Origin of the sequence: Fodinicola feengrottensis (assembly GCF_010993775.1) — a bacterium.
In the GTDB taxonomy this organism is placed as follows: Bacteria; Actinomycetota; Actinomycetes; order Mycobacteriales; family HKI-0501; genus Fodinicola; species Fodinicola feengrottensis.
Genome location: NZ_WOTO01000031.1, coordinates 85,408 through 106,434 on the forward strand (window position 1 = coordinate 85,408; position 21,027 = coordinate 106,434).

The window sequence follows — 21,027 nt, forward strand, 5'->3', positions numbered from 1 at the left end:
AGGTGACTGCGGGGCGTGGGTTTGTCGTTTCTCGTGAGCGACGGAGATTCTCGGCGGTATTGCGGTGAATCCAGGCTCGGCGCACGTAACTCGACATTTCACGAATCACCGAAGTCACCCTGCGTACGATCGCTGCGTGTTCGGTGGTGCGGATCTGAGCGCTGATCAGAACTGAGGCTGCAGTGACTGGACCGTCGCTGCTTACGCGAAGCGGACGCAGGGTGCGACTGATGGGCACTATTTCGCGGCCGGTCCAACCGAAAAGGTGGCTGACCAGATTCAGGCGCCCCCAAATTGAGGATCTGCCGGGGGACCGACAGTTTTGCGACCTAGCTGGTGGCCGGGAGTGGACCCGGCGTCGGGAGGTGGGGGCGCGGCGCCCGTAGGATCGGGGGATGGGAACGGGACAAGGGCCGGAGCCGACCGAGCAGGCCGGGGTGGGCGAGCCGGACCCGTTCCAGCGAATGTGGACGCCGCATCGGCTGGCGTACGTGTCGGGGCCCGATCGCGGCAACGACTGCCCGTTCTGTGCGGTGCCGGAGTTGCCGGACGCGGACGGATTGGTGCTGGCCAGGGGCAAACTCGTCTACGCAGTCCTAACCTAAACCTCTACCCGTACAACCCCGGTCACCTGATGGCGGTGCCCTATCGGCATGTCCCCGACTACACCGACCTGACTGACGGCGAGGTGGCCGAGCTGGCCGACTTCACCCGGACCGCGATGCGGGTCATCCGGGCGGTCAGCAAGCCGCACGGCTTCAATATCGGGATGAACCAGGGCACCGTGGCCGGCGCCGGCATCGCCGAGCACCTCCACCAGCACGTGGTGCCGCGGTGGGGCGGCGACACCAACTTCATGCCGGTCATCGGCCACACCCGGGTGCTTCCGCAGCTGCTCTCGGACACTCGGCAGCTGCTCGCCGACGCCTGGCCGGCGGCGTGATCGGCGTTCGCCGGTGAGCCGCGGGACGGACCTGCTGGCCGAGTGGGAGCCGCTGCCCTTCGGTGAGCGGCAGCGGCGGATCTTGGCCATCGGGCGTGGCCTTGACAAAGCCGAGCTCATCGGGCTGATTGTCGAGCTCAGAGGCCTCAGTGGAAGGTACGAGCGGTTGCTTGCGGCCAGTCTCGCGGCGGCCGCCGGGGCGGTCGACCAACTGGCCTGGGCGGCCCGCGACCAGGACCCGGTGGTGGCGCGATATGCGCTGGCCAAAGCCTTGCCGCTGATCACTGACACGCAACTCGCCGAGTTGCTGCCGCAGTTGCCCATGGCCCAGCATCGCGCGGTCTACCAGGAGTTGCGCCGTGGCCGCCGAACCGCGCTGGCGGACCAGCTGCTGCCGGACGTGCGAGCCCGTTGGGGCGATCGGGAAGGGGCGGCCGTGCTGCCGGCGGCGAGTGCGGCGGCGGTGGCCGACTGGCTGCCGCGGCTCGGCTATGCGATGGGCGGCTGGAGTGCGCTGGCCCGGCAGCATCCCGACGCGGTGCTGAGCTACGCGATCGCCGAGCTGGACGACCTCGACGACACCGGCCGCCAGCGCTGGTGGACCGGTCGCGATCAGCTGATCGCCGCGCTGGCGACCACCGGCCGGCACTTTTCGTACGGGTGCTGGAAAGCCGGCTGGTCGGCCGGGTGCCACCGGTGGTCATGGCCCGGCTGGGTGGTCTCCTTGGCGCCGATGCCGACGGCGTGGTCCGGCTGCTGACCGGGCAGGGCCGGATCGGATGGTATCGCGGTGATCGCTGGCTGACCCGCTCACAAGCCGACCGGATCGCCGCGCTGGACGATCGACACGTCATCGCCGTCGGCCGAGCCGTACATGCCGCCGACGGCGGTGACCGCGATATTTCCAGGCGGGTGCTGGAAATCATCCGAGCGGTCGCGCCGGGCCGCCGACCATCCATTGTGGACGGGGTGATGGCTGGTACGGAGCCGGCGACCGCGGTGCTCTCGGAGTCCGTGCTCGATCTGCTCCCCCGCGAGCGCCGCCAGCTCGAGGTGCGCCGGATGTTGCGGCTGCGGGGTGTAAGAGCCGATGCCGACTTGACCGCGCGACTGCACGCGTACCTGCCTTTTCCCGAAGCGCGACGAAAACTGGGGCCGTTGACATCGGCTTGGGATGTCGACCAACGGATGCTCGGCTACTGGCTGCTGATCCGCTCCGCCGGACGCACCGGCGATCCGCATGTTTTCGCGGACGCCCTGGATAATCTTGACCGGCTCGGGACTGAGCAGGACCGGGTCAGGCGATGGGTGGTGAGCGCACTCGGGTTGGTGCCGTTGCGGATGTTTCACCACAGCCGCGGTCGACGGGCTGACCAAGATCCGGGATAGCGCGGTCAACGCCCGGGACTTGTCCGGTCCGACCTGGCAGCAGTTGGTACGGCTGGCGATCCGGCTGCTGGCCGCTCATCCGGACCGCGGCCAGCGATTGCTCCGCTGGGCGGCGGAAACCGCGACCAGCCGAATCGCCGTCGCCGCCCTGACCGAGCGCTCGGAACTGCACCTGTTGCCGGCCGACCGGGTGCAGCTGATTTTTGACCTGGCGCGGGAGTCATTCGTCGCCTCGCTGGATGGATGACGCCGTGCCGGTGCTGAGTTTCGCGGAGGCGTTGGGGGATCGCGGCTGGCAGGTGACCGGCCTGCCAGCACTGGTGGAACGAGTGCTGGGCGTTGGTCAGCGGGAAATGTGCCAGCGGGCGGTCCAGTGGCTGCTGACCTCGCCGAACAATCGTGCCCACTGGCTGGAAAAACTGCTCGACTGGGACCGGTCGGCGCTCGCCGTGCCAGCCGCGCACGGCCGGCCGTCGTTCTTCGACCAGCTGGCCCTGCACCGGCCGGACCTGCTTGGCGAGGTGCTGGCCGGCCAGCCGTTGAGCGGTATTTTAGGCATCACGGAACGAAACTGGGTGCCCATCGCGGCCGAGGCCGCGCAGCGGTGGACGACCAACCAACAGCGTTCATACGCCCGACTGCTCGCGACCGTGGACTTGGAAATCGCCGCGCCGCGGGTGCAGTGGCGGGTCGCGTACGCACGCGTTTGCCTGTCCGTGGGCAGCGAACCGGACGTTCCGCAGTTGTTGCTCAACCACGAGGTGGCCCAGGTGGCGAACGCCGCGTTTGGCCGGTCTCGTACGCTCGCGCAAACCGGCCGCCGCCATCCGCCTGCTGGTCGAGCGCATGGACGGTGACCAGGCGGCAGTGGCCGGGCCGGTGCTGGGCCGGTTGGCTCGCTGGGTGCCACCCGAGTCGTTGTCCACGCTCCTGGCCGACTTGTTGCAGAGCGCGCCCAAAGTGACCGCGCGCAAGGAAGCCGCCCGGTTGATCGCCCGGCACCGGGGCCCGGACGCGCTGGCGACGCTGACCGAGGCGTGGCAGCGGCGAAACCAGCACCGGGACGTGAAGACCGCCATCGCGGTGGCGTTGATCGCGTTTCTGGACGACGGGCGGGCCTGGCAGGTGCTGGAGGCTTCGCTCGCGGAGTCGCCCGATGCGGCCGTACGACTGCTGAAAAACCGGTCCGGACCAGGTGCCGCCACGCCATCGTGGGCGGTTCGCGCGGCTGCTCACCGGGCTGGCCCGTCATCCGGACGCCCAAGTCGCCGGAGAAGCCTGTGATCATTTGGCGAAGTGGAGCAACGCCGCTCCCGAGGTGGCCGCGGAACTGGCCAGCATCGTCGCCGACCTGGACTGCCCGCAGTGGCCGCGGGCGGTCTTCCCGTTAATTGGCGGCGGTTTGGCCGCCAGTAACGAGTTTTTTTTGTTGCCGTCGCTGATCAACGACCTGGTCACCGCGACCGGCAAGGACATCGACGCGGAACGGGACCGGGACGCGCCGGCCCGGCAGCGGCTCGCCGAGATCGCCGAGCAGTTGCGAGATCCGGCGCACGACTGGTCCTACCCGGAGGGCGTGCTGCGGACCGCGGCGCGGGATTTGCGCACGGACCAGGAGTTCGCCTGGTTGGCGGTCCGGCTGTTGGCGATGGATACCCGGTTCGACGACGAAAGTTGCACCGGGAGCTTGCTGGACATCGCCGAGGTGGCGGCCGGTCGCCCGTTGCTGGTGGCTCGCGCCGTCGCCGAGATCGGAGCGGTTCTGGAGAACTCCCGAATCGACAACGGACGGGTGTTGCTCGCGGTGCACCAGCTGACCAGCCGCGGTGATCTCGCTGGCGGCCTCATCGCGGTGGAACTGCTGAAATCCGTCGGGGAGCGGATCGGTTGGCCGCAGCCAACGCGTTCGTCGCTGCGCTGGTTGCGGCGGCACCCCGACGGGGACGTACGGGCCGCCGCCTGGTCCGTTTTCAGTGCCGTCGAATAGCTATTTCTGGCTCAGCAGATCCGAAAGCGTGACCAGCTGCAGGCCACGCTTGCGCAGCCCCGCGATGATCGCCGGCAAGGCTTTGTCGGTGTCAGGTGCGTTCGCCTCGGTGATGTGCATGACCACGATCGCGCCCGGTTTCGCCTTGGACAGCACGTTGTTCTCGATTGAATTTATGTTGTGGTTGAAGGGATCGTCCGCGACCACACTGTATTGGATGACCGTGCAGCCGGCGGCCGCGATCGACTCCAGTGCGGTTTTGTCGTAACAACCGCCGGGAAAACGGAAATACCGGGTCTGGTGGCCGCCGTACGGCTTGAGAATGTCGAAGGACCGCTCGACGTCGGCGGCCATCTGGTTGGGCGGCAAGGTGCCCAGGTCGTAACACGTCTTGGTGAAACCGCGGTGCGTGTACGAATGGCTGGCGATCTCGAATCGGGAGTCCGCCGCGATGCGCCTGGTGACCGCCGGATACTGCTGCACCCACAGGCTCGCGAGGAAGAACGTGGCCGGCGCGTTGTCCCGGTCGAGCACGTCCAGGACGCGGGGTGTTCGCGTACGAGATCTTCGGGTTGCGGGCGAGTTTGGCGAGCATGCCGGCGGTCATGTTCGAGTCGAAGGTGAGCGCGATCCGGTTGCCGGCCGGCGAGCCCTGCGACACCACTTCCGGTAGGCCGCCAGGCGTTACCGCGCCCGGCACGCTCGCCGTCACCGGGATGGTCGGTGCGGCGCCCGGGACCGGCGCGGCAGCCGTGCTCGCGGCCGATGGTTGCTGAGGGGGTGGGCGCGGAACAGGCTGCTATCGCGCCTAATAGCAGCACAAAGCCGGCCGCAATGACCGCCGATTTCTTCTCGTATCCCCGTGAAGTTCCCACAGCAAACCAGCATGCCACCTCGCTGGACGGCCCCAGTTCCCGCGGTCATAAGCAGGTATTCCGGTGACCATTTCTTGGCGCAGGAGGGGCCGCTGCCGGGCGTCGGTGATCAGCTCTCGCCGAGGAAGATCGGGTTGGTCATCGCGACCATCGCGTTCGGCTGGGTGGTGTTCGGGCTGCCGGCGGCGCGCCGGACCTCGGCTCGTACCCACCGGGAGTAGCGCGGGTAGGTGGTCCACGTGAGGGTCGCGCTGCCGGCGGCCGGGACTGGCACGGACTGTTCCGGGCCGAGCTGGTCGAAGAGCGTGATGGTGGTGCCGGGAACCCCGCCGACGGTGACGCTGACCGTCACTGGCGTACCAGTGTCCACCGGCACCCGGCCGCCGATCCCGGCTGCGTGGCCGCCGCCGGTCGCGGTGAAGTCGAGGGTCACCGCGGACGACTCGGCCAGCCACGACCGGCCCGCCTTCAGGCCACGCAGCAACGCCTTGCGCTCCAGGCTGTCCGCCTGCACGACGGTATGCGGCAGCCCGACGATGTGCTCCGGGTTGTGCGCGTCGGAGTCGCCGATCGCCGGAATCCACCGGCCGGTACGCAGCAGCCCGTCCCAGTGCGTGACGGTGGCGTCGTCGTCCGCGGTCCACGGCCCGTTCCAGACCTCCATCAGGTCGGCCAGGTCGTAGTTGAACTCGAAAGTGCACCCGAAACAGTTCGCGAACGGATGCGCGGCGGTCACCAGCCCGCCGGCCCGGTGCGTCTGGTCCACGAACCGCCGAAAGTCCGCGGGGTCGGATGCGCGATAGCGCCAGTCAAGCCACGTACCAGCCGGAATGCCGATCGCCGGCCAGTGCCCGGACCGGGTAGTGATCTCCTCGCCGTTCAGGATCAGCAGGTCGTCGGTGGCGTAGTTGCCCCAGATCAGCTGCGAACTGTGCGTGTTGTGGTCGGTCGACACGATGAAGTCGAGGTTGGCCGCACGGGCCGCTGCGACCAGCTGATCAGGCGTACGTCTGCCGTCGGAGTAGACAGTGTGCAGGTGCGAGTCACCGCGATACCAGGACTTGCCGCGCTGCTTCTTGGGCGCGGTGGTCGGCGCCGGATTCGGGTGGAACGACTTGCCCTGCGGCCCGTACGTCAGCGTGATCTCGACCTGGTAGTTCAGCCCCTGCGGGGCGATCGTGTACGGCCCGAGGATGACGTGCCAGGTGCCTGGGGTGATCGGCCCCGCGATGTAGGCCGGCGTCGCGTCCGACGCGGAGATCGTGAACCGGTCCCGGAAACCGCCGGACCAGCCGCGGAAACCACGCTGGTTGCCCAGTTGGATGCCCTCCGGCCCGAACATGCCGATGTCACAGGCATTGCCCCGCGTCCCGGCTGGCACGGTCGGGCGGTCGTACGAGTAGACGACGTCGATCTGGTTCACGCCATGCGGCACCTGGACGGGAAGATAGTAGAAATCCGGGTTGCCGGCCGCGAACGAGCCGTTGACCGTACGCGTCTGCGTCGTCCCGGACGCGGCGTCCGCGAACGCGACACCCGGCAGCAGGTTCACCGCCGCCCCAGCCGTCAGGACCCCACCAGCCCGCAGCAGGTTGCGCCGACTCACGTTCCCAGCAGACATGCATTCCTCCGCATCGATGATCGCCTCGTCCGACGCTAAGCCCGACCGTCGACCAGGGAACCACCAACAGGTGAAATCTGCCCCCATCGTCGGTGGCCTGACCAGGCCAATCACCTCTTTCTCGGGCACCTTCAGGACGGGGTGGGGTGGCGCTGGGGGAGGCATTGGTACGAGCGAATGGGCGGATCCAGGTGAGCCGGCCCTCAGTGAAGGTGGCCGACTGTGGTTTGGAGGTGACGGTCGCGCACGGGTGAGAACGGTGGGTGCGGCAAGTGAGTGGTGCCAGCGTTGGTAAAAATCAACCCCGTGCCCGCGCCCATCGGCCGCCAGGCCGATGTTGTCGCCCCTCCGGCAGGAGCGTCCGCCTTCCAGGCCCCGCGCTCTTTGCGGGGCCCGGAAGGCGGACGCTCGTAGCCGTAGTCGACGGCGCCGCGCCGCGCCGAAGGCGCCAGAGAAATAGGGGGCCATCGGCAGTAGCCATGGGAAAAGCCTACCCCGCCACCGGTTTTTGGTGGCGGGGTAGGCTTTTCCCATGGCTGGTAGACGAGGCGCCGCACCCTCGCGGCAAGCGCTTTTAACCAGGGCTTTCATTTCCCTCGCGCTCACCGCTCCTAACCAGGGCGCTCACCTCCGCGGCGGCCACCGCCTTTAACCAGGGCACCCACTCGCGTACCCGCCAGATCAGCTATCAGCCGGCCCGCGGCTTGTCGCCAAATGTTGTGGCATCGGTTCGTAGCGGATAAATGTTCGCGTAAAAGATGCCGTCCCAGACGTAATGGACCGCAAATCGACCGCGTATCGCAGCAACTCGGAAGCGGGGACTTCGGCCCGGATGACCGTACGTTCGTCTGTCGCCTCGTCGGGTTCGGTTCCGAGGACGCGCCCGCGCCGCCCGGACAGGTCACCCATGACAGCGCCCACGAATTCGTCCGGCACGCTGACGGCCACGTCATCCACCGGTTCCAGCAGACTGACCGCGCCGGCCGCGGCGGCTTCCCGCAACGCGAGGGCGCCGGCGGCTTGGAAGGCGGCATCGGAGGAGTCGACGCTGTGTGCTTTGCCGTCGACCAAAGTTACCCGGATGTCCACGACCGTGGAGCCGGCGGAGAGGCCGCGTTCCATCTGGGTGCGGATGCCTTTTTCCACGCTGGGAATGAACTGTCGCGGTACGGATCCACCGACGACCTTGTCGACGAACTCAAAACCGCCGCCAGTGGGCAGCGGTTCGACCTCGATCTCACAGATGGCGTATTGGCCGTGCCCGCCGGACTGTTTTCACATGCCGGCCGCGCGCTTTGGCCGGGCCGGCGAAAGTTTCCCGGAACTGCACCTTGACCGGCTCGGTGTCCAGGTCCGCGCCGCCGCTCTTGAGGCGGTCGAGCACTACATCAGCGTGCGCTTCGCCCATGCACCACAATACGAGTTGATGCGTCTCGGCATTGCGTTCCAGTCGCAGCGTCGGATCGCCAGCGACCAGTTTTGCCAGATTTTTGGCCAAAGTGTCCTCGTCGCTGCGAGTTTTCGCGACGACGGCAACGGGAAGCAGCGGTTCAGGCATCCGCCACGGCTCCATCAGCAGCGGATTCTCCGCGTCCGAGACGGTGTCGCCGGTTTCCGCGGACGCGACCTTGGTCAGGGCGCAGACATCGCCGGCGACGCAGTACGGGACCTCGCGCAGCGTCGAGCCCAGCGGCGACTGCAGATGTGCGACTCGCTCGTCGGCGTCGTGGTCCTCGTGGCCGCGGTCCGCCATGCCGTGGCCGGCGACGTGGATCGGCCGGTCCGGGCGCAGGGTGCCGGAGAAGACGCGTACGAGCGACACCCGGCCGACGTACGGGTCAATGCTCGTCCGCACGACCTCGGCGACCAGCGGGCCGTTCGGGTCGGCGCTGATCTTCGGGCCGGGTTTGCCGTCGAGCGTGGTCACCGCCGGCAGCGGCCGCTCGCCGGGCGTCGGGCACGCGGCGACGATGCCGTCGAGCAGCTCGGTCAGGCCGGCGCCGGTGAGCGCGCTGACGGGGAGCACGGGATAGAAGGTGCCCTTGGAGGTCGCTTTTTTCCAGGTCATCGATCAGGACCCCGGTGTCGAGGTCCTCGCCCTCCAAGTAGCGGTCCATAAGGGACTCGTCTTCGCTTTCCGCGATGATTCCCTCGATCAGCTCGTTACGCGCGTCGCTGATGCGTCCCCGCTGTTCCTCGTCGGGATCGTGGACATGGGGGTCGGCGGTGCCGCCGCAGTGGTCGAAGACCTGTTGGGTCAGCAGGCCCAGCAGCCCGGAGGCCGGCCCGTCGCCGAGGTCCAGCGGCAGGTAGAGCGGCATCACGTTGTCGCCGAAAGCGCCACGGCAGGCCGCGACGGCCGAGTCGAAGTCAGCGCGGGGGTGGTCCAGTCTGGTGATCACCACCGCGCGTGGCATCCCCACCGCGGCACACTCCGCCCACAGGCCGGACGTCGTCGTCGCGTCGACACCTTCCGGTGCCGCCACAACAAAAAGCGCCGCGTCGGCGGCGCGGAGTCCGGCTCTGAGCTCGCCGGTGAAGTCGGCGTACCCGGGAGTGTCGAAGAGGTTGATCTTGACGCCCTGGTGCAGCAGTGGGGCGAGGGCGAGTGCCACCGACCGCGCTGCTGCTTGATCGAGGCCGGGTCGAAGTCGCAAACCGTCGTGCCCTCGGTCACCTTGCCCGGCCTGCCGATCGTGCCGGACGCGGCCAGCAGCGCCTCTGCCAGCGTGGTCTTGCCCGCACCGGAATGGCCGACAAGTACGACGTGCGCGCACCTTCGTCGGGTCGTCCGCGGCCATCGCCGCGGCCGACCCGGCACCGGCCTTGCCTTGCCGGCGCTGCTCACCTGCCCTGACTCCGCTGATTTACCCGCCATTCGAATCGCCTCCCGATCGCGTTCACCGACGTGTGATCGATCCCACACCCGATGGGCGCTCGGGACAACCCCACGAAGCACCTCTGCTGCGCCTTCTTCGGTCGCGGTTAGGCTGAGCGAAAGTCCAGCCCGGTCGGGCCGACCTCGGATCGGGGTGACGATGCTCAACGTGTTCGCCCGCGCCCGGGTGTCAGCCGCGCTGGCACCGGTCGGCCGCGCGCTGGCACGCGCGCACGTCAGCCCCAACGCGCTCACCGTGGCCGGGCTGATCGGTGTCCTGATCGGCACCATCGGTCTCGCCGCCCGCGGCTATCTGCTGCTCGGCGTCATCGTCGTGACCATCTCCGCCTTCACCGACGTACTCGACGGAGCGGTCGCGAGGGCCAGTGGGAAAAGCTCGAAATGGGGTGCGTTCCTGGACTCCACCTCCGACCGGATCGCGGACGCGGCGATCTTCGGGTCGCTGATCTTCTACCTCGCGAGCGTGCACCGGCCGGTGGCGGCGACTGGCGCGATCGTCAGCCTGGGCGGCGCTTTGACCGTTTCGTACGTCAAAGCGCGTGCCGAGAGCCTCGGATACACCTGCGAGGTCGGCATCGCCGAGCGCGGCGAGCGGCTGATCGCGATCGGTGTCATCACGTTGTTGGAGGCTTTTGGGGTGCCGTACGCGCTGGAGGTCGGGCTCTGGTTAATGGCCGTCGCCTGTGTGGTCACGGTCGGGCAGCGGATGTACGCGGTCTGGTTGCAGGCCCGATGAGCCGGCTGGCGGAGTCGCTCGCGGCGGCCGGCTACCTGGCCGGGTGGCGGCTCGTACGCGCGATGCCCAAGCCGATGGCGGCCGCTCTGTTCCGTATCGCCGCCGATCGGGGCGCTCGCAAGAACGGAAAAGGCGCGCAGCAGTTGCGGGTCAATCTTCGCCGGGTGGTGGGACCAAAAATCAGCGAGGACGAGATGGAACTGCTCGTCCGCGACGGCCTTCGCTCGTACGGCCGCTACTGGATGGAGGCGTTTCGTTTTCCCTCCATTCCCTTGAAAACGCTGCATGACACGCTCGATATGGCCAACCCCGAGCTGCTCGACAAACTGCACGCCGGCGGCCAGGGAGTCATTGTCGCGCTGACGCATTCGGGTAACTGGGATCATGCCGGCGCTTGGGCCGCGTACCGCGCGATGCCCGTCGTTTCGGTGCAGCAGCGGCTAAAACCAGAGGTTCTCTATGACCGCTTTGTTGCTTATCGAGCGTCGATTGGAATCGACATCCTGCCGCTGACCGGCGGCGATCGGTCCACAATGGACATTCTCGCCGAGCGGCTGGCGAATGGTCAGGTGGTCTGTTTGCTGGCCGACCGTGACCTTTCCAGCAGCTCGATCGACGTCGACTTTTTTGGCTCCACCGCGAGGATGCCGCCCGGTCCGGCCCGGCTCTCGGTGCGGACCGGCGCGCCACTGATCGTCGCTCAGCTCTGGTACGAGGACGGGGTGACCGCCGGAAACCTGGTCGGCCCGATCGTCCCACCGCCCGATGTGGACGAACGTACCGCGGTGGCGGCGATGACCCAGCAGATGGCGGACGCCTTCGCGGACAGCATCCGGGCGCATCCAGCCGACTGGCACATGTTGCAGAAGGTCTGGTCGACAGACCTCCCCACAGACCTCCCCGCGGCCCTTCCCGCGGCACAGTGACGCCGTGCGGGTGGGAATGGTCTGCCCTTACTCCTTCGACGTCCCCGGAGGAGTGCAGAGCCACGTCCGCGGTCTCGCCGAGGCGCTGATCGAACGCGGCCACCAGGTCAGTGTGCTGGCGCCGGCCGAGAACCTGGCCGCGCTGGCGCCGTACGTGGTGTCGGCCGGAAAGTCCGTCGCGGTCCGCTACAACGGTTCGGTGGCCCGGCTCGGCCTCGGTCCGGTGGCGCTCGCACGCGTACGCCGGTGGCTGCGCGCGGGCGTCGACGGCCTGCCCTTTGACCTGCTGCACGTCCACGAGCCGCTCGCGCCAAGCCTGTCGTTGCTGGCGTGTCTGGCCGGCCGCGGCCCGATCGTGGCCACCTTCCACACCTCGGTCGAACGGTCGCGAGCACTGGCCGCCGCCGAGGGCTTCCTGCAGCCGGTGCTGGAGCGGATCACCGGCCGGATCGCGGTGTCGCCGTCCGCCCGGAAGGTGCAGGTCGAACACCTGGCCGGCGGCGGAGTAGAGATCCCGAACGGGGTCGCCGTCCGGACCCTCGCGGCCGCCGAGCCGCTGCCCGGCTGGCCCGGCGCCAGCGGCGCGATCGGCTTCCTCGGCCGGTTCACCGAGCCACGGAAGGGATTTCCGGTGCTGGCCGACGCGTACGTCCGGCTCGCCGCCCGCCGCCCTTCCTTGCGTCTGCTGGTCGCCGGCCCCGGCGATCCGGCCGATCTTTGCGATGGTCCCCCCACCCGCCGCACCGACATCCTCGATCGCATCGTCGTGCTGCCCCGGCCAACGGCGGGGGCGCGGTTGCGGGCTGTCTCGGAGGGGGACAAGCAGCGGATGCTGCGGAGTGTGGATGTGTTCGTGGCGCCGAACACCGGCGGTGAGTCCTTCGGGATCGTGTTGGCCGAGGCGATGGCGGCGGCCGGCGCGCCGGTGGTCGCGAGTGACCTGGACGCGTTCCGGCAGGTGCTCAACGACGGCAGCGGCGTACCGACAGGGCGGCTGTTCCGGGCTGGCGATGCGGCCGATCTCGCGGGCGTGCTGGATCGGCTGCTGGACGACGCGGACGTACGCGCCGACCTCGCGCTGCGGGCCTCGGCGAGCGTCGGCGCCTTCGACTGGTCGGTGGTCGCCGAGCGAGTCGTCGAGGTGTACGAGCTGGTCGTGGCCGCGCGGCGGCGGGGTCCTCACGGCCGCCGCGCGGTGATCTTCGGGTGGCTCGCCGTCGCTGGGGTGCTGGCGGTTTTCGCGCTGCTGGTCTACCGGAGCTGGACGGCGTACCGGATGGACCGCCTGCACGACCGCTGCGAGGCCGCCCGCGCCTCGCTCGACGCGCAGCTCGTCCGACGGGCCGCCGCGACGCCGACGCACTCGCCCGCGACCATGTTCTTGCCGACGACCACGCGAAACCGCTGCTAGATGCCGTACGAGCCGCGCTCGCCGCGGACTTCGAACACCGGGAGCTGGTCGAGAACGACCTGACCCGCCACCTCTGTGCGCTCCGGTGGCCCCCGGGTGACCCGCGACTCGGGCCCGTCACGGCAGTCGCGAGCCGCATGCTGGTCGCTCGGCAGATCTACAACGACGCCGTACGCGACTCGCTGGCCCTGCGCCGTCGCCGCCTACCCCGTGCCCTCGGCCTCGCCGGCCACACGCCCGCGCCCCGCTACTTCGACATCGACGACTCCCTTCCCGGCCGTACCCGGAGTCCTTGAGCCGTTCGAAAACAGTCCTGCGGCGCGAAACTGTCGTACCGATGCTGTTTTCTAGCCCCCTCCCTTGAACGGGCGGGGGGTGGGTTTGAGGACCGACGTCCACTAAAAATTGCAAATTTGCCTCTCGACCCCCCCCCCCGCCCGTCACTGGGTGGGGGCAACTTTTGCGGTTGGGTACGACAGTTTCGCGCCGCACCTGGGTCTTTTCGCGGGTCGGCGAGATAGCCAGCGGCCTGGGTCCGCGCAGGGGGACGAGCGCGACGCACGTCAGCAGCCCGCAACACTCAACGTCACCCAGTCACGTGCTTGTTGCTACTGGTAGTGAGATTCGTTGTTGATCTTGCTTAGTTTGCCTACCCAAAACGGGCATGGGCCTGAATTGTCCTTTTGGGGTAGGCAAACTGAACAAGATCAACAACTTCGACACCGACTCCGGCGCCGCTCCGGCACTCCGACACCGAATCGGAGTGATGGCGGCAACACAAGTGTGTGGGGTGACAGTGTACAGCCGTACTAGTACAGTTGACGACAGTAGAGTGGCGGGCAGCAGCGCCGGCCGCGAACAACGTGTCGAAGGGCTGTGAGAGCGTGTCCGCTTCCGTAACTGAGACTCCCGCCGACCGCGAGGTCGGGACGCAGCAGGTCAAGCGGGGCATGGCGGAGATGCTCAAGGGCGGCGTGATCATGGACGTGGTCACTCCCGAGCAGGCCAAGATCGCCGAGGACGCCGGCGCGGTCGCGGTGATGGCGCTGGAGCGCGTGCCGGCGGACATCCGCGCGCAGGGCGGCGTCAGCCGGATGTCCGACCCGGACATGATCGACGGCATCATCAGCCAGGTCTCCATCCCGGTGATGGCCAAGGCCCGGATCGGCCACTTCGTCGAGGCGCAGGTGCTGCAGAGCCTCGGCGTTGACTACATCGACGAGTCCGAGGTCCTCACGCCGGCCGACTACGCCAACCACATCGACAAGTGGGCGTTCACGGTTCCTTTCGTGTGCGGCGCGACCAACCTGGGCGAGGCGCTGCGGCGGATCACCGAGGGCGCGGCGATGATCCGCTCCAAGGGTGAGGCCGGTACGGGCGACGTTTCCAACGCCACCACACACATGCGGCAGATCCGCGCCGAGATCCGCCGGCTGAGCAGCCTTCCCGAGGACGAGCTGTACGTGGCCGCCAAGGAGCTGCAGGCGCCGTACCAGCTGGTCGCCGAGGTCGCTCGTACGGGCAAGCTGCCGGTCGTCATGTTCACCGCCGGCGGCATCGCGACCCCGGCGGACGCGGCGATGATGATGCAGCTCGGCGCCGAGGGTGTGTTTGTCGGCTCCGGCATCTTCAAGTCCGGCAACCCGGCGCAGCGTGCCGAGGCGATAGTCAAGGCGACCACGTTCTTCGACGACCCCGACGTGATCGCCAAGGTGTCGCGTGGCCTGGGTGAGGCCATGGTCGGCATCAACGTCGAGCAGCTGCCGGTCGACCACCGGCTCGCCACCCGCGGCTGGTGAGTAGTACGCGACCTTCGGTCGGCATCCTCGCCCTGCAGGGTGACGTACGCGAGCACGTGTCCGCGCTGGCCGCCGCCGGCGCGGACCCGGTACCGGTACGCCGCGCCAGCGAGCTGGACGGCGTCGACGGGCTGCTGATCCCCGGCGGCGAGTCGACCACCATCTCCCGGCTGGCCCGGATCTTCGACCTCACCGACCCGATCCGCAAACGCATCGCCGCCGGCATGCCCGCGTACGGCTCCTGCGCCGGCATGATCATGCTGGCCAACACCGTTCTGGACGGCCGCCCGGATCACGAGGGCTTCGGCGGGATGGACGTTGTCGTACGCCGAAATGCGTTCGGACGGCAGGTCGACTCGTTCTCCGCGGACGTACCGGTCGTAGGATTGGAAGGTGAGCCGGTTCACGCCGTGTTCATCCGGGCGCCGTGGGTGGAGTCGGCTGGCGCTGACGTACGAGTGCTCGCCCGGATTTCCGGCGGTCCGGCCGACGGTAGGAGGATCGTCGCGGCCCGGCAGGGAGCGCTGCTGGCCACCAGCTTCCACCCGGAGCTGACCGGTGACCGGCGGATCCACGCGCTCTTCGTGGAGATGGTTCGAGAGCAACAGTAGGAGGCGTGTGATGTCCGGCCACTCAAAGTGGGCGACCACGAAGCACAAAAAGGCCGTCATCGACGCCAGGCGCGGCAAGATGTTCGCCAAGCTGATCAAGAACATCGAGGTCGCGGCCCGGACCGGCGGCGGTGACCTGGCCGGCAACCCGACGCTCTATGACGCCGTCCAGAAGGCGAAGAAGACGTCCGTACCGAACGACAACATCGACCGCGCGGTCAAACGCGGCGCAGGGCTGGAAGCCGGCGGCGCCGACTACCAGAGCATCACGTACGAGGGATATGGCCCGTCGGGGGTGGCCGTGATGGTCGAGTGCCTGACGGACAACCGCAACCGCGCCGCCGGCGACGTACGGACCGCGATGACCCGCAACGGCGGCCAGATGGCCGACCCCCGGCAGCGTGTCGTATCTGTTCACCCGCAAGGGCGTCGTGCTCGTGCCGTCCGCCGGCCTCACCGAGGACGACGTGCTGATGGCCGTGCTGGAGGCCGGTGCCGAAGAGGTCAACGACCTCGGTGAGTCTTTCGAGGTCGTCAGCGAGCCCACCGATTTGGTCGCGGTCCGCAAGGCCTTGCAGGACGCCGGCATCGACTACGACTCCGCCGAGGCCAGCTTCGTACCGAGCGTGAACGTCGAGCTCGACGAGAACAGCGCACCCAAGGTTTTCAAGCTCATCGAGGCCCTCGAGGACCTGGACGACGTGCAGACCGTCTACGCCAACTTCGACGTCTCCGACGAGGTCATGGCCTCCGTCGACTAACCAGATTCTTATTGATCAAGGAGAGGTGGTGCACTTTCTCGGAGAAAGTGCACCACCTCTCCTTGATCAACTTAGAACCCACATCAGGCGCTCGGCGCGGGTGTGGCAGCCGCGGCGGCGGCGGCGGCGGCGGTCGAGGCTTTGGCGCCGATGGTTTCGGGCAACAGGAGAGCCGAACCCAACGTACAGAGGGCCATCAAAGCCAGGAATGCGGAAACCGAAGCGGAGGTCCCGGTGGCGGCCAGCAAGGCGGTCATCAGGAACGGCGTGCCGCCACTGACCAGGATCGACGCCAGTTGGTACGCGAGTGAAGCGCCCGAATAGCGGACCTCCGGGCGGAACAGTTCGCTCAGGTACGCGGCGAGTGGGCCGTAGATGAGGCTGGAGCCGAAGCCGCCGACGGTGACCGCGACCAGGATCAGGCCGAGCGACGCGGTGTCGACGAGCCAGAACATCGGGAATGCCCAGAGGGTCAGGATGACGGCGCCGACCAGGATCAGCGGGCGACGGCCGAGCCGGTCGGAGAGTTTGCCGGACAGCATGATGATGCCGACGTTCACCGCGGACGAGATGAGCACGATCAGCAGCAGGCCGTTGCGGTCCAGGTGCAGTGCTCGAGTGCCGTAGTCGAGCAGGCCGGAGATGCTGACGTAGAAAATCGAGTTACAGGCGAAAAGCAGCCCGGCGCCGAACAGGATGGGTCGCCAGTGCTGGCGAATGACCGCCAGCAGTGGCGATTTGGCGGCCGCGGAAGGTGAAGCGGCGCGCTGGGCCTGTAGTTCCTTGAATGCCGGAGTGTCCTCGAAGCGCAGTTGGATGAAGGCGAGTACGGGGAAAAGCAACGCGCTGAAAAGGAACGGCACCCGCCATCCCCAAGAACCGAAAGAAGTCGCGCTCATCGACGCGCTGGCGACCAGGAACGCGACATTTCCCAGAATAACCCCAATAGGTACGCCCATCTGACAGAACGACCCGGCCAGGCCGCGATTGCGTGAGCTGGCGCTTTCGGTCAACAGCAAGGTGACGCCACCCCATTGTCCGCCGACCGCGATGCCCTGCAGGAAACGCAATGACACCAACAAAACAGGCGCGAGGGCGCCGATGGTGGCGGCGGTGGGAACAGGCCGATCAGGAAGGTCGCGCAGCCGGTGATCGCGAGGCAGGCGACCAGTGCGGGTTTGCGGCCGATGCGGTCACCGATGTGACCGAAGATCAGCCCACCGATCGGCCGCGCGATGAAGCCAGCCCAGAAGGTGCTGAACGCCAACAGCGTGCCGACCAGCGGGGACGCGTACGGGAAGAACAGCTTCCCGAAGACCAACGCGGCGGCGGTCCCGTAGATGAAGAAGTCGTACCACTCGATGGAACTGCCGATCAGGCCGGCGGCCATCAGCTTTCCGAGCGAACGCGGCTTCTCGGCGATAGTGGTAGTGGCCATCGGAAGTCTCCTTGCGGGTGGGAGGAGGCTGGCGCGCGAGGCAAACTGACCAGTCGGTCCGTACGACCGTGACAGGGGTCACACCGCCGTGTCAAGAAGCGTTTACTTGACGAAGCGGACGGATAGCTCAATAGTCCTGACATTTGTCAGCGTTTGACTAGGAAATATCCGGATAAGCTCTCATGCCTCCGAGAAATCCCGACCGAGAGGTAACCATCCATGAGAGCCCTGATCCGGGCCCTGGCCACACTTTTCGCTGTCCTCACCGCGACCGCGATGGCCGTTCCGGTCGCCGCCGCGCAGGCTCACCTGCCGGTGATCTTCGTGCATGGCTTCGCGCACGTTTCCGGACAGCAGCACGTCTTCGACAACATGGTCACCCAGTTCGAGTCCGGCGGCTGGACCGCGCAGCAGCTGGACGTGTGGACGTACGACTGGAAGCAAAGCAACGTCACTACCGCGCAGCAGTTGGCGACTGAGGTCGACCGGCTGAAGAAGGCGACCGGCGCGGCGAAGGTCGACATCGTCGCCCATTCGATGGGGTCGCTGTCGTCGCGCTATTACCTCAAAAGCCTGGGCGGTACGGCCAATGTCGCGCACTGGGTGTCGCTGGGCGGCCCCAACCACGGCGTCAGCGGGGCCGTGCTCTGCGGGTTCTACGACTCGTGCGACGACATGAAAGCCGAACTCGCCGATGCTGCAGGTCCTCAACAGCGGCAACCCGACACCTGGCCCGACCAAGTACGAGACGCTGCGCAGCCCGTACCACTGCGACCTGCTGGTGCCGGACGACAGCGTGATCCTCACTGGCGCGACCAATCTGAGCATCGACGCCGACTGCACAGGGCACCTGAACCTGCCGAAGAACTACACGTTCATCGACACCGCCGCCGATTTCCTGAACAGCTGAGCCGCTGACCGGCGGGCGTGTCGGCGGGAGCCGTCGACCGCCCGACCGGTAGCGTGTCGAACGGGTGTTCGGCGGGCGGCGAGAGGTGGCACAGGGTGCGGGTGCTGGGCGTCGACCCTGGCTTGACGCGATGCGGTGTCGGGGTAGTCGACGGCGGCCCAGGCGGCCGGTGCAAGCTGGTCCACGTGGAGGTCGTGAGGACCCCGCCGGACGCGGACATCGGAGCCCGGCTGCTGGCGTTGGACTTGGCTTTTACCGCCGCGATCGCAATACCGACCTGACGTGGTAGCGGTCGAGCGGGTGTTCAGCCAGCACAACGTACGAACCGTGATGGGCACGGCGCAGGCCGGCGCGGTCGCGTTGACCGCGGCGGCGCGGGCCGGCGTACGGGTCGCCCTGCACACACCGAGCGAGGTCAAGGCCGCCGTGACCGGCAACGGCCGGGCCGACAAAGCGCAGGTCACGACCATGGTCACCCGGCTGCTGAAGCTCACCGAGCGGCCCAAGCCCGCGGACGCGGCGGATGCGCTCGCGCTGGCGATCTGCCACTGCTGGCGAACACCCATGCAGACCAAGATGCAGGAGCAGATCGCGCTGGCCCAGCGCGCCCAGGGAGTGAAGCGATGATCACGTCGGTGTCCGGGACGGTGGCCCGGATAGGGGTCGACCACGCGGTGGTCGAGGTGGGCGGAGTGGGCCTCGCGGTCCTGTGTACGCCACACGCGCTGGCCAACCTCCGGACCGGCAGCCCCGGCCGGCTCGCTACCAGCCTGATCGTCCGCGAGGACTCGCTGACGTTGTACGGCTTCGCGGACGACGAGGAGCGTGACCTCTTCGAGCTGCTGCAGACCGCGAACGGCGTCGGACCGAAGGTCGCCCGCGCGATCCTCGCCGTGCTCAGCCCCGACGAGATCCGCCGCGCGGTGTCCACCGGCGACCACAAGACCCTCACCCGAGCGCCTGGACTGGGACCCAAGGGCGCCGAAAAAAACTCGTCGTCGAGCTGCGCGACCGGATCGGCGCGTTCACCACGAGTTCCGCGAACGGCGTTCCGGTGGCGGGCCGGCAGAGTGAGGCCTCCTGGCGTACGCAGGTCCGCGCCGGCCTCGGGAGCCTCGGCTTCACCGGCAAGGACGTGGACGGCGCCCTGGACGCGGTGACGCCGGCCGACGGCTCGGCGCCGGAGGTGTCCACCGCGCTGCGGGGCGCGATCCAGCGACTTGGGCGCAAATGACGGATCCCTTCGACGGCGAGGAGATCGTCGCCAGCTACGCGCAGCCCGCCGAGCGGGAGATGGAAGCGAGCCTGCGGCCGCGGCAGCTCACCGAGTTCATCGGCCAGCCGCGGGTGCGCGAACAGCTGGACCTGCTGCTGAAGTCCGCTCAGCTGCGGCAGAAACCGCCGGATCACATCCTGCTGTCCGGGCCGCCCGGGCTGGGGGCAAGACCTCGCTGGCGATGATCGTGGCCGCCGAGCTCGGCGTGTCGATCCGGATCACCAGCGGCCCGGCGATCGAGCGGTCCGGTGACCTCGCGGCCATCCTGACCGGCCTGGAGGCGGGGGAGGTGCTCTTCGTCGACGAGATCCACCGGATCGCCCGGCCGGCGGAGGAACTGCTCTACTCGGCGATGGAGGACTTCCGGGTCGATGTGATTGTCGGCAAGGGCCCCGGCGCGACCGCGATCCCGCTGGACGTCGAACCGTTCACGCTGGTTGGTGCCACCACCCGGTCCGGCCTGCTGACCTCACCGCTGCGCGACCGCTTCGGGTTTCGTCGGGCACATGGACTTCTACGACCCGGATGAGCTGGAGATAGTGCTGCACCGCTCGGCCGGCATTCTGGGCGTACGGCTGCATGACGACGGCGCCGCCGAGATCGCCGGCCGGTCCCGCGGCACCCCGCGGATCGCCAACCGGCTGTTGCGTCGGGTGCGTGACTACGCCGAAGTGCGGGCGGCCGGCAGCATCGACCGCACGGTCGCCCGGGCAGCGTTGCGGGTGTACGAGGTCGACGAGCTGGGGCTGGACCGGCTGGACCGGGCGGTGCTGCACGCGTTGGTGCTGTCTTTCCACGGCGGCCCGGTCGGCCTGTCCACGCTCGCGGTCGCTGTCGGTGAGCAGCCGGAGACGGTGGAGGAGGTCGCTGAGCCGTTTCTGGTGCGTGCCGGCCTGCTGACGCGTACTCCCCGTGGCCGAGTTGCGACTCCGGCCGCCTGGCATCACCTCGGCCGGGTACCCTCGGCAGGAGACGGCACGCTCGATCTGTTTGGCGGGCGGCCGTAACTCAGCAACACCTGCGGTTGATCAGAGTTATATAAGGCCCGTCGTCCGGCGGGCTGCAATACACGGCGTGACCGAGTGAGTCCGTTTGCGGCTAACGGCGGTCCGCTGATTTCCGTCTCGCGCGGCTGACTAGACTTCGCGCGATCAGGGCGGAATTCGACGAAAGGTTCCACGTGGTTATCGCGGCCGCTAGCACGTCCTCTTCAGCGAGCACCTTGTTCCCACTGCTTATCGTGGTGGCTTTGTTCGCCTTGATGTATTTCTTCCCTTTATCCGTCACCCGACGCAGGCTCCGTCCACCCGCGCTGTTGTCCGGTCACCTGTTCCTCGGACCCTTTCAAGAAACTCACGCGGCCCAGACGCCGTGCTGCCGACCGACCTGCAGTGTTCAAATCCGCAATCTCTGTCGCAGCTGGGCCTCCGGCCGCCGGGCTCGAT

General features: G+C 67.9%; 16 protein-coding genes and 7 pseudogenes. 19 read left to right on the forward strand and 4 right to left on the reverse strand.

Annotation, left to right across the window (positions count from 1 at the left end):
- Positions 1 to 395: 395 nt before the first annotated feature.
- The 6 genes and pseudogenes from GNX96_RS26715 (at position 396) to GNX96_RS26740 (ending at position 4,319) form a co-directional block, all read left to right on the forward strand.
- Positions 396 to 943, forward strand: a pseudogene (locus GNX96_RS26715) (HIT family protein).
- A gap of 597 nt (positions 944 to 1,540) precedes the next feature.
- The gene (locus tag GNX96_RS26720) at positions 1,541 to 2,332 is read left to right on the forward strand and encodes a hypothetical protein (RefSeq protein ID WP_163570269.1); all 792 of its coding nucleotides are present in this window, start codon (positions 1,541 to 1,543) and stop codon (positions 2,330 to 2,332) included.
- Positions 2,333 to 2,351: 19 nt separating this feature from the next.
- Positions 2,352 to 2,579, forward strand: a complete 228-nt coding sequence (locus GNX96_RS26725) for a hypothetical protein (protein ID WP_163570271.1) — start codon at positions 2,352 to 2,354, stop codon at positions 2,577 to 2,579.
- Positions 2,572 to 3,189, forward strand: a complete 618-nt coding sequence (locus GNX96_RS26730) for a hypothetical protein (RefSeq protein ID WP_279581571.1) — start codon at positions 2,572 to 2,574, stop codon at positions 3,187 to 3,189. The genes GNX96_RS26725 and GNX96_RS26730 overlap by 8 nt, the downstream gene beginning before the upstream one ends.
- Positions 3,179 to 3,616 (forward strand): HEAT repeat domain-containing protein, encoded by a 438-nt coding sequence (locus GNX96_RS26735; RefSeq protein WP_163570274.1) that lies wholly within the window; start codon positions 3,179 to 3,181, stop codon positions 3,614 to 3,616. The genes GNX96_RS26730 and GNX96_RS26735 overlap by 11 nt, the downstream gene beginning before the upstream one ends.
- A 34-nt stretch (positions 3,617 to 3,650) precedes the next feature.
- On the forward strand, positions 3,651 to 4,319 hold the full coding sequence (locus GNX96_RS26740) for a hypothetical protein (RefSeq protein ID WP_163570276.1): 669 nt from the start codon (positions 3,651 to 3,653) through the stop codon (positions 4,317 to 4,319).
- Here the strand turns inward: GNX96_RS26740 and GNX96_RS26745 are convergent, their stop codons facing one another.
- On the reverse strand, positions 4,320 to 4,853 hold the full coding sequence (locus GNX96_RS26745; protein ID WP_279581572.1) for a polysaccharide deacetylase family protein: 534 nt from the start codon (positions 4,851 to 4,853) through the stop codon (positions 4,320 to 4,322).
- Positions 4,854 to 4,867: 14 nt separating this feature from the next.
- Here GNX96_RS26745 and GNX96_RS26750 point away from each other — a divergent pair, with 14 nt between their 5' ends.
- The gene (locus GNX96_RS26750) at positions 4,868 to 5,095 is read left to right on the forward strand and encodes a hypothetical protein (protein ID WP_163570182.1); all 228 of its coding nucleotides are present in this window, start codon (positions 4,868 to 4,870) and stop codon (positions 5,093 to 5,095) included.
- A gap of 208 nt (positions 5,096 to 5,303) precedes the next feature.
- Here the strand turns inward: GNX96_RS26750 and GNX96_RS26755 are convergent, their stop codons facing one another.
- Together GNX96_RS26755 and GNX96_RS26760 are read right to left on the reverse strand one after the other, a co-directional pair.
- A complete protein-coding gene (locus tag GNX96_RS26755; RefSeq protein ID WP_163570278.1) occupies positions 5,304 to 6,815 on the reverse strand; it encodes a CehA/McbA family metallohydrolase in 1,512 nt (503 codons plus the stop codon).
- A gap of 681 nt (positions 6,816 to 7,496) precedes the next feature.
- Positions 7,497 to 9,616 (reverse strand): annotated as a pseudogene (locus GNX96_RS26760) (elongation factor G-like protein EF-G2).
- Positions 9,617 to 9,853: 237 nt separating this feature from the next.
- Here GNX96_RS26760 and pgsA point away from each other — a divergent pair.
- The 7 genes and pseudogenes from pgsA to GNX96_RS26795 all read left to right on the forward strand — a co-directional run bounded on the left by pgsA (position 9,854) and on the right by GNX96_RS26795 (position 15,958).
- A complete protein-coding gene (gene pgsA / locus GNX96_RS26765; RefSeq protein ID WP_163570279.1) occupies positions 9,854 to 10,450 on the forward strand; it encodes a phosphatidylinositol phosphate synthase in 597 nt (198 codons plus the stop codon).
- A complete protein-coding gene (locus GNX96_RS26770; protein WP_163570281.1) occupies positions 10,447 to 11,376 on the forward strand; it encodes a phosphatidylinositol mannoside acyltransferase in 930 nt (309 codons plus the stop codon). The genes pgsA and GNX96_RS26770 overlap by 4 nt, the downstream gene beginning before the upstream one ends.
- Positions 11,377 to 11,380: 4 nt before the next feature.
- Positions 11,381 to 12,544: pseudogene (locus tag GNX96_RS26775) on the forward strand (glycosyltransferase family 4 protein); the annotation flags it as partial.
- Between the two features lie 380 nt (positions 12,545 to 12,924).
- Complete coding sequence (locus GNX96_RS26780) at positions 12,925 to 13,083, forward strand: hypothetical protein (protein ID WP_163570284.1); 159 nt, start codon at positions 12,925 to 12,927, stop codon at positions 13,081 to 13,083.
- A gap of 588 nt (positions 13,084 to 13,671) precedes the next feature.
- Entirely contained in the window at positions 13,672 to 14,586 is a 915-nt protein-coding gene (pdxS, locus tag GNX96_RS26785; protein ID WP_163570286.1) for a pyridoxal 5'-phosphate synthase lyase subunit PdxS, read from the forward strand.
- Positions 14,580 to 15,197 (forward strand): pyridoxal 5'-phosphate synthase glutaminase subunit PdxT, encoded by a 618-nt coding sequence (gene pdxT, locus GNX96_RS26790; RefSeq protein ID WP_279581581.1) that lies wholly within the window; start codon positions 14,580 to 14,582, stop codon positions 15,195 to 15,197. Before pdxS ends, pdxT begins: the two co-directional genes overlap by 7 nt.
- 10 nt (positions 15,198 to 15,207) lie before the next feature.
- Positions 15,208 to 15,958 (forward strand): annotated as a pseudogene (locus GNX96_RS26795) (YebC/PmpR family DNA-binding transcriptional regulator).
- 83 nt (positions 15,959 to 16,041) lie between these two features.
- Here GNX96_RS26795 and GNX96_RS26800 read toward each other — a convergent pair.
- Positions 16,042 to 17,396: pseudogene (locus GNX96_RS26800) on the reverse strand (MFS transporter).
- A 219-nt stretch (positions 17,397 to 17,615) separates the two neighbouring features.
- Here GNX96_RS26800 and GNX96_RS26805 point away from each other — a divergent pair.
- The 5 genes and pseudogenes from GNX96_RS26805 to ruvB all read left to right on the forward strand — a co-directional run bounded on the left by GNX96_RS26805 (position 17,616) and on the right by ruvB (position 20,589).
- Complete coding sequence (locus tag GNX96_RS26805) at positions 17,616 to 18,314, forward strand: esterase/lipase family protein (RefSeq protein WP_163570289.1); 699 nt, start codon at positions 17,616 to 17,618, stop codon at positions 18,312 to 18,314.
- A gap of 87 nt (positions 18,315 to 18,401) precedes the next feature.
- A pseudogene (gene ruvC, locus GNX96_RS26810) lies at positions 18,402 to 18,933 on the forward strand (crossover junction endodeoxyribonuclease RuvC).
- The gene (ruvA, locus tag GNX96_RS26815; protein ID WP_279581573.1) at positions 18,930 to 19,466 is read left to right on the forward strand and encodes a Holliday junction branch migration protein RuvA; all 537 of its coding nucleotides are present in this window, start codon (positions 18,930 to 18,932) and stop codon (positions 19,464 to 19,466) included. Before ruvC ends, ruvA begins: the two are co-directional and overlap by 4 nt.
- Entirely contained in the window at positions 19,442 to 19,540 is a 99-nt protein-coding gene (locus GNX96_RS67370; protein WP_279581574.1) for a hypothetical protein, read from the forward strand. Before ruvA ends, GNX96_RS67370 begins: the two co-directional genes overlap by 25 nt.
- A gap of 59 nt (positions 19,541 to 19,599) precedes the next feature.
- Positions 19,600 to 20,589, forward strand: a pseudogene (gene ruvB, locus GNX96_RS26820) (Holliday junction branch migration DNA helicase RuvB).
- Positions 20,590 to 21,027: the final 438 nt, after the last annotated feature.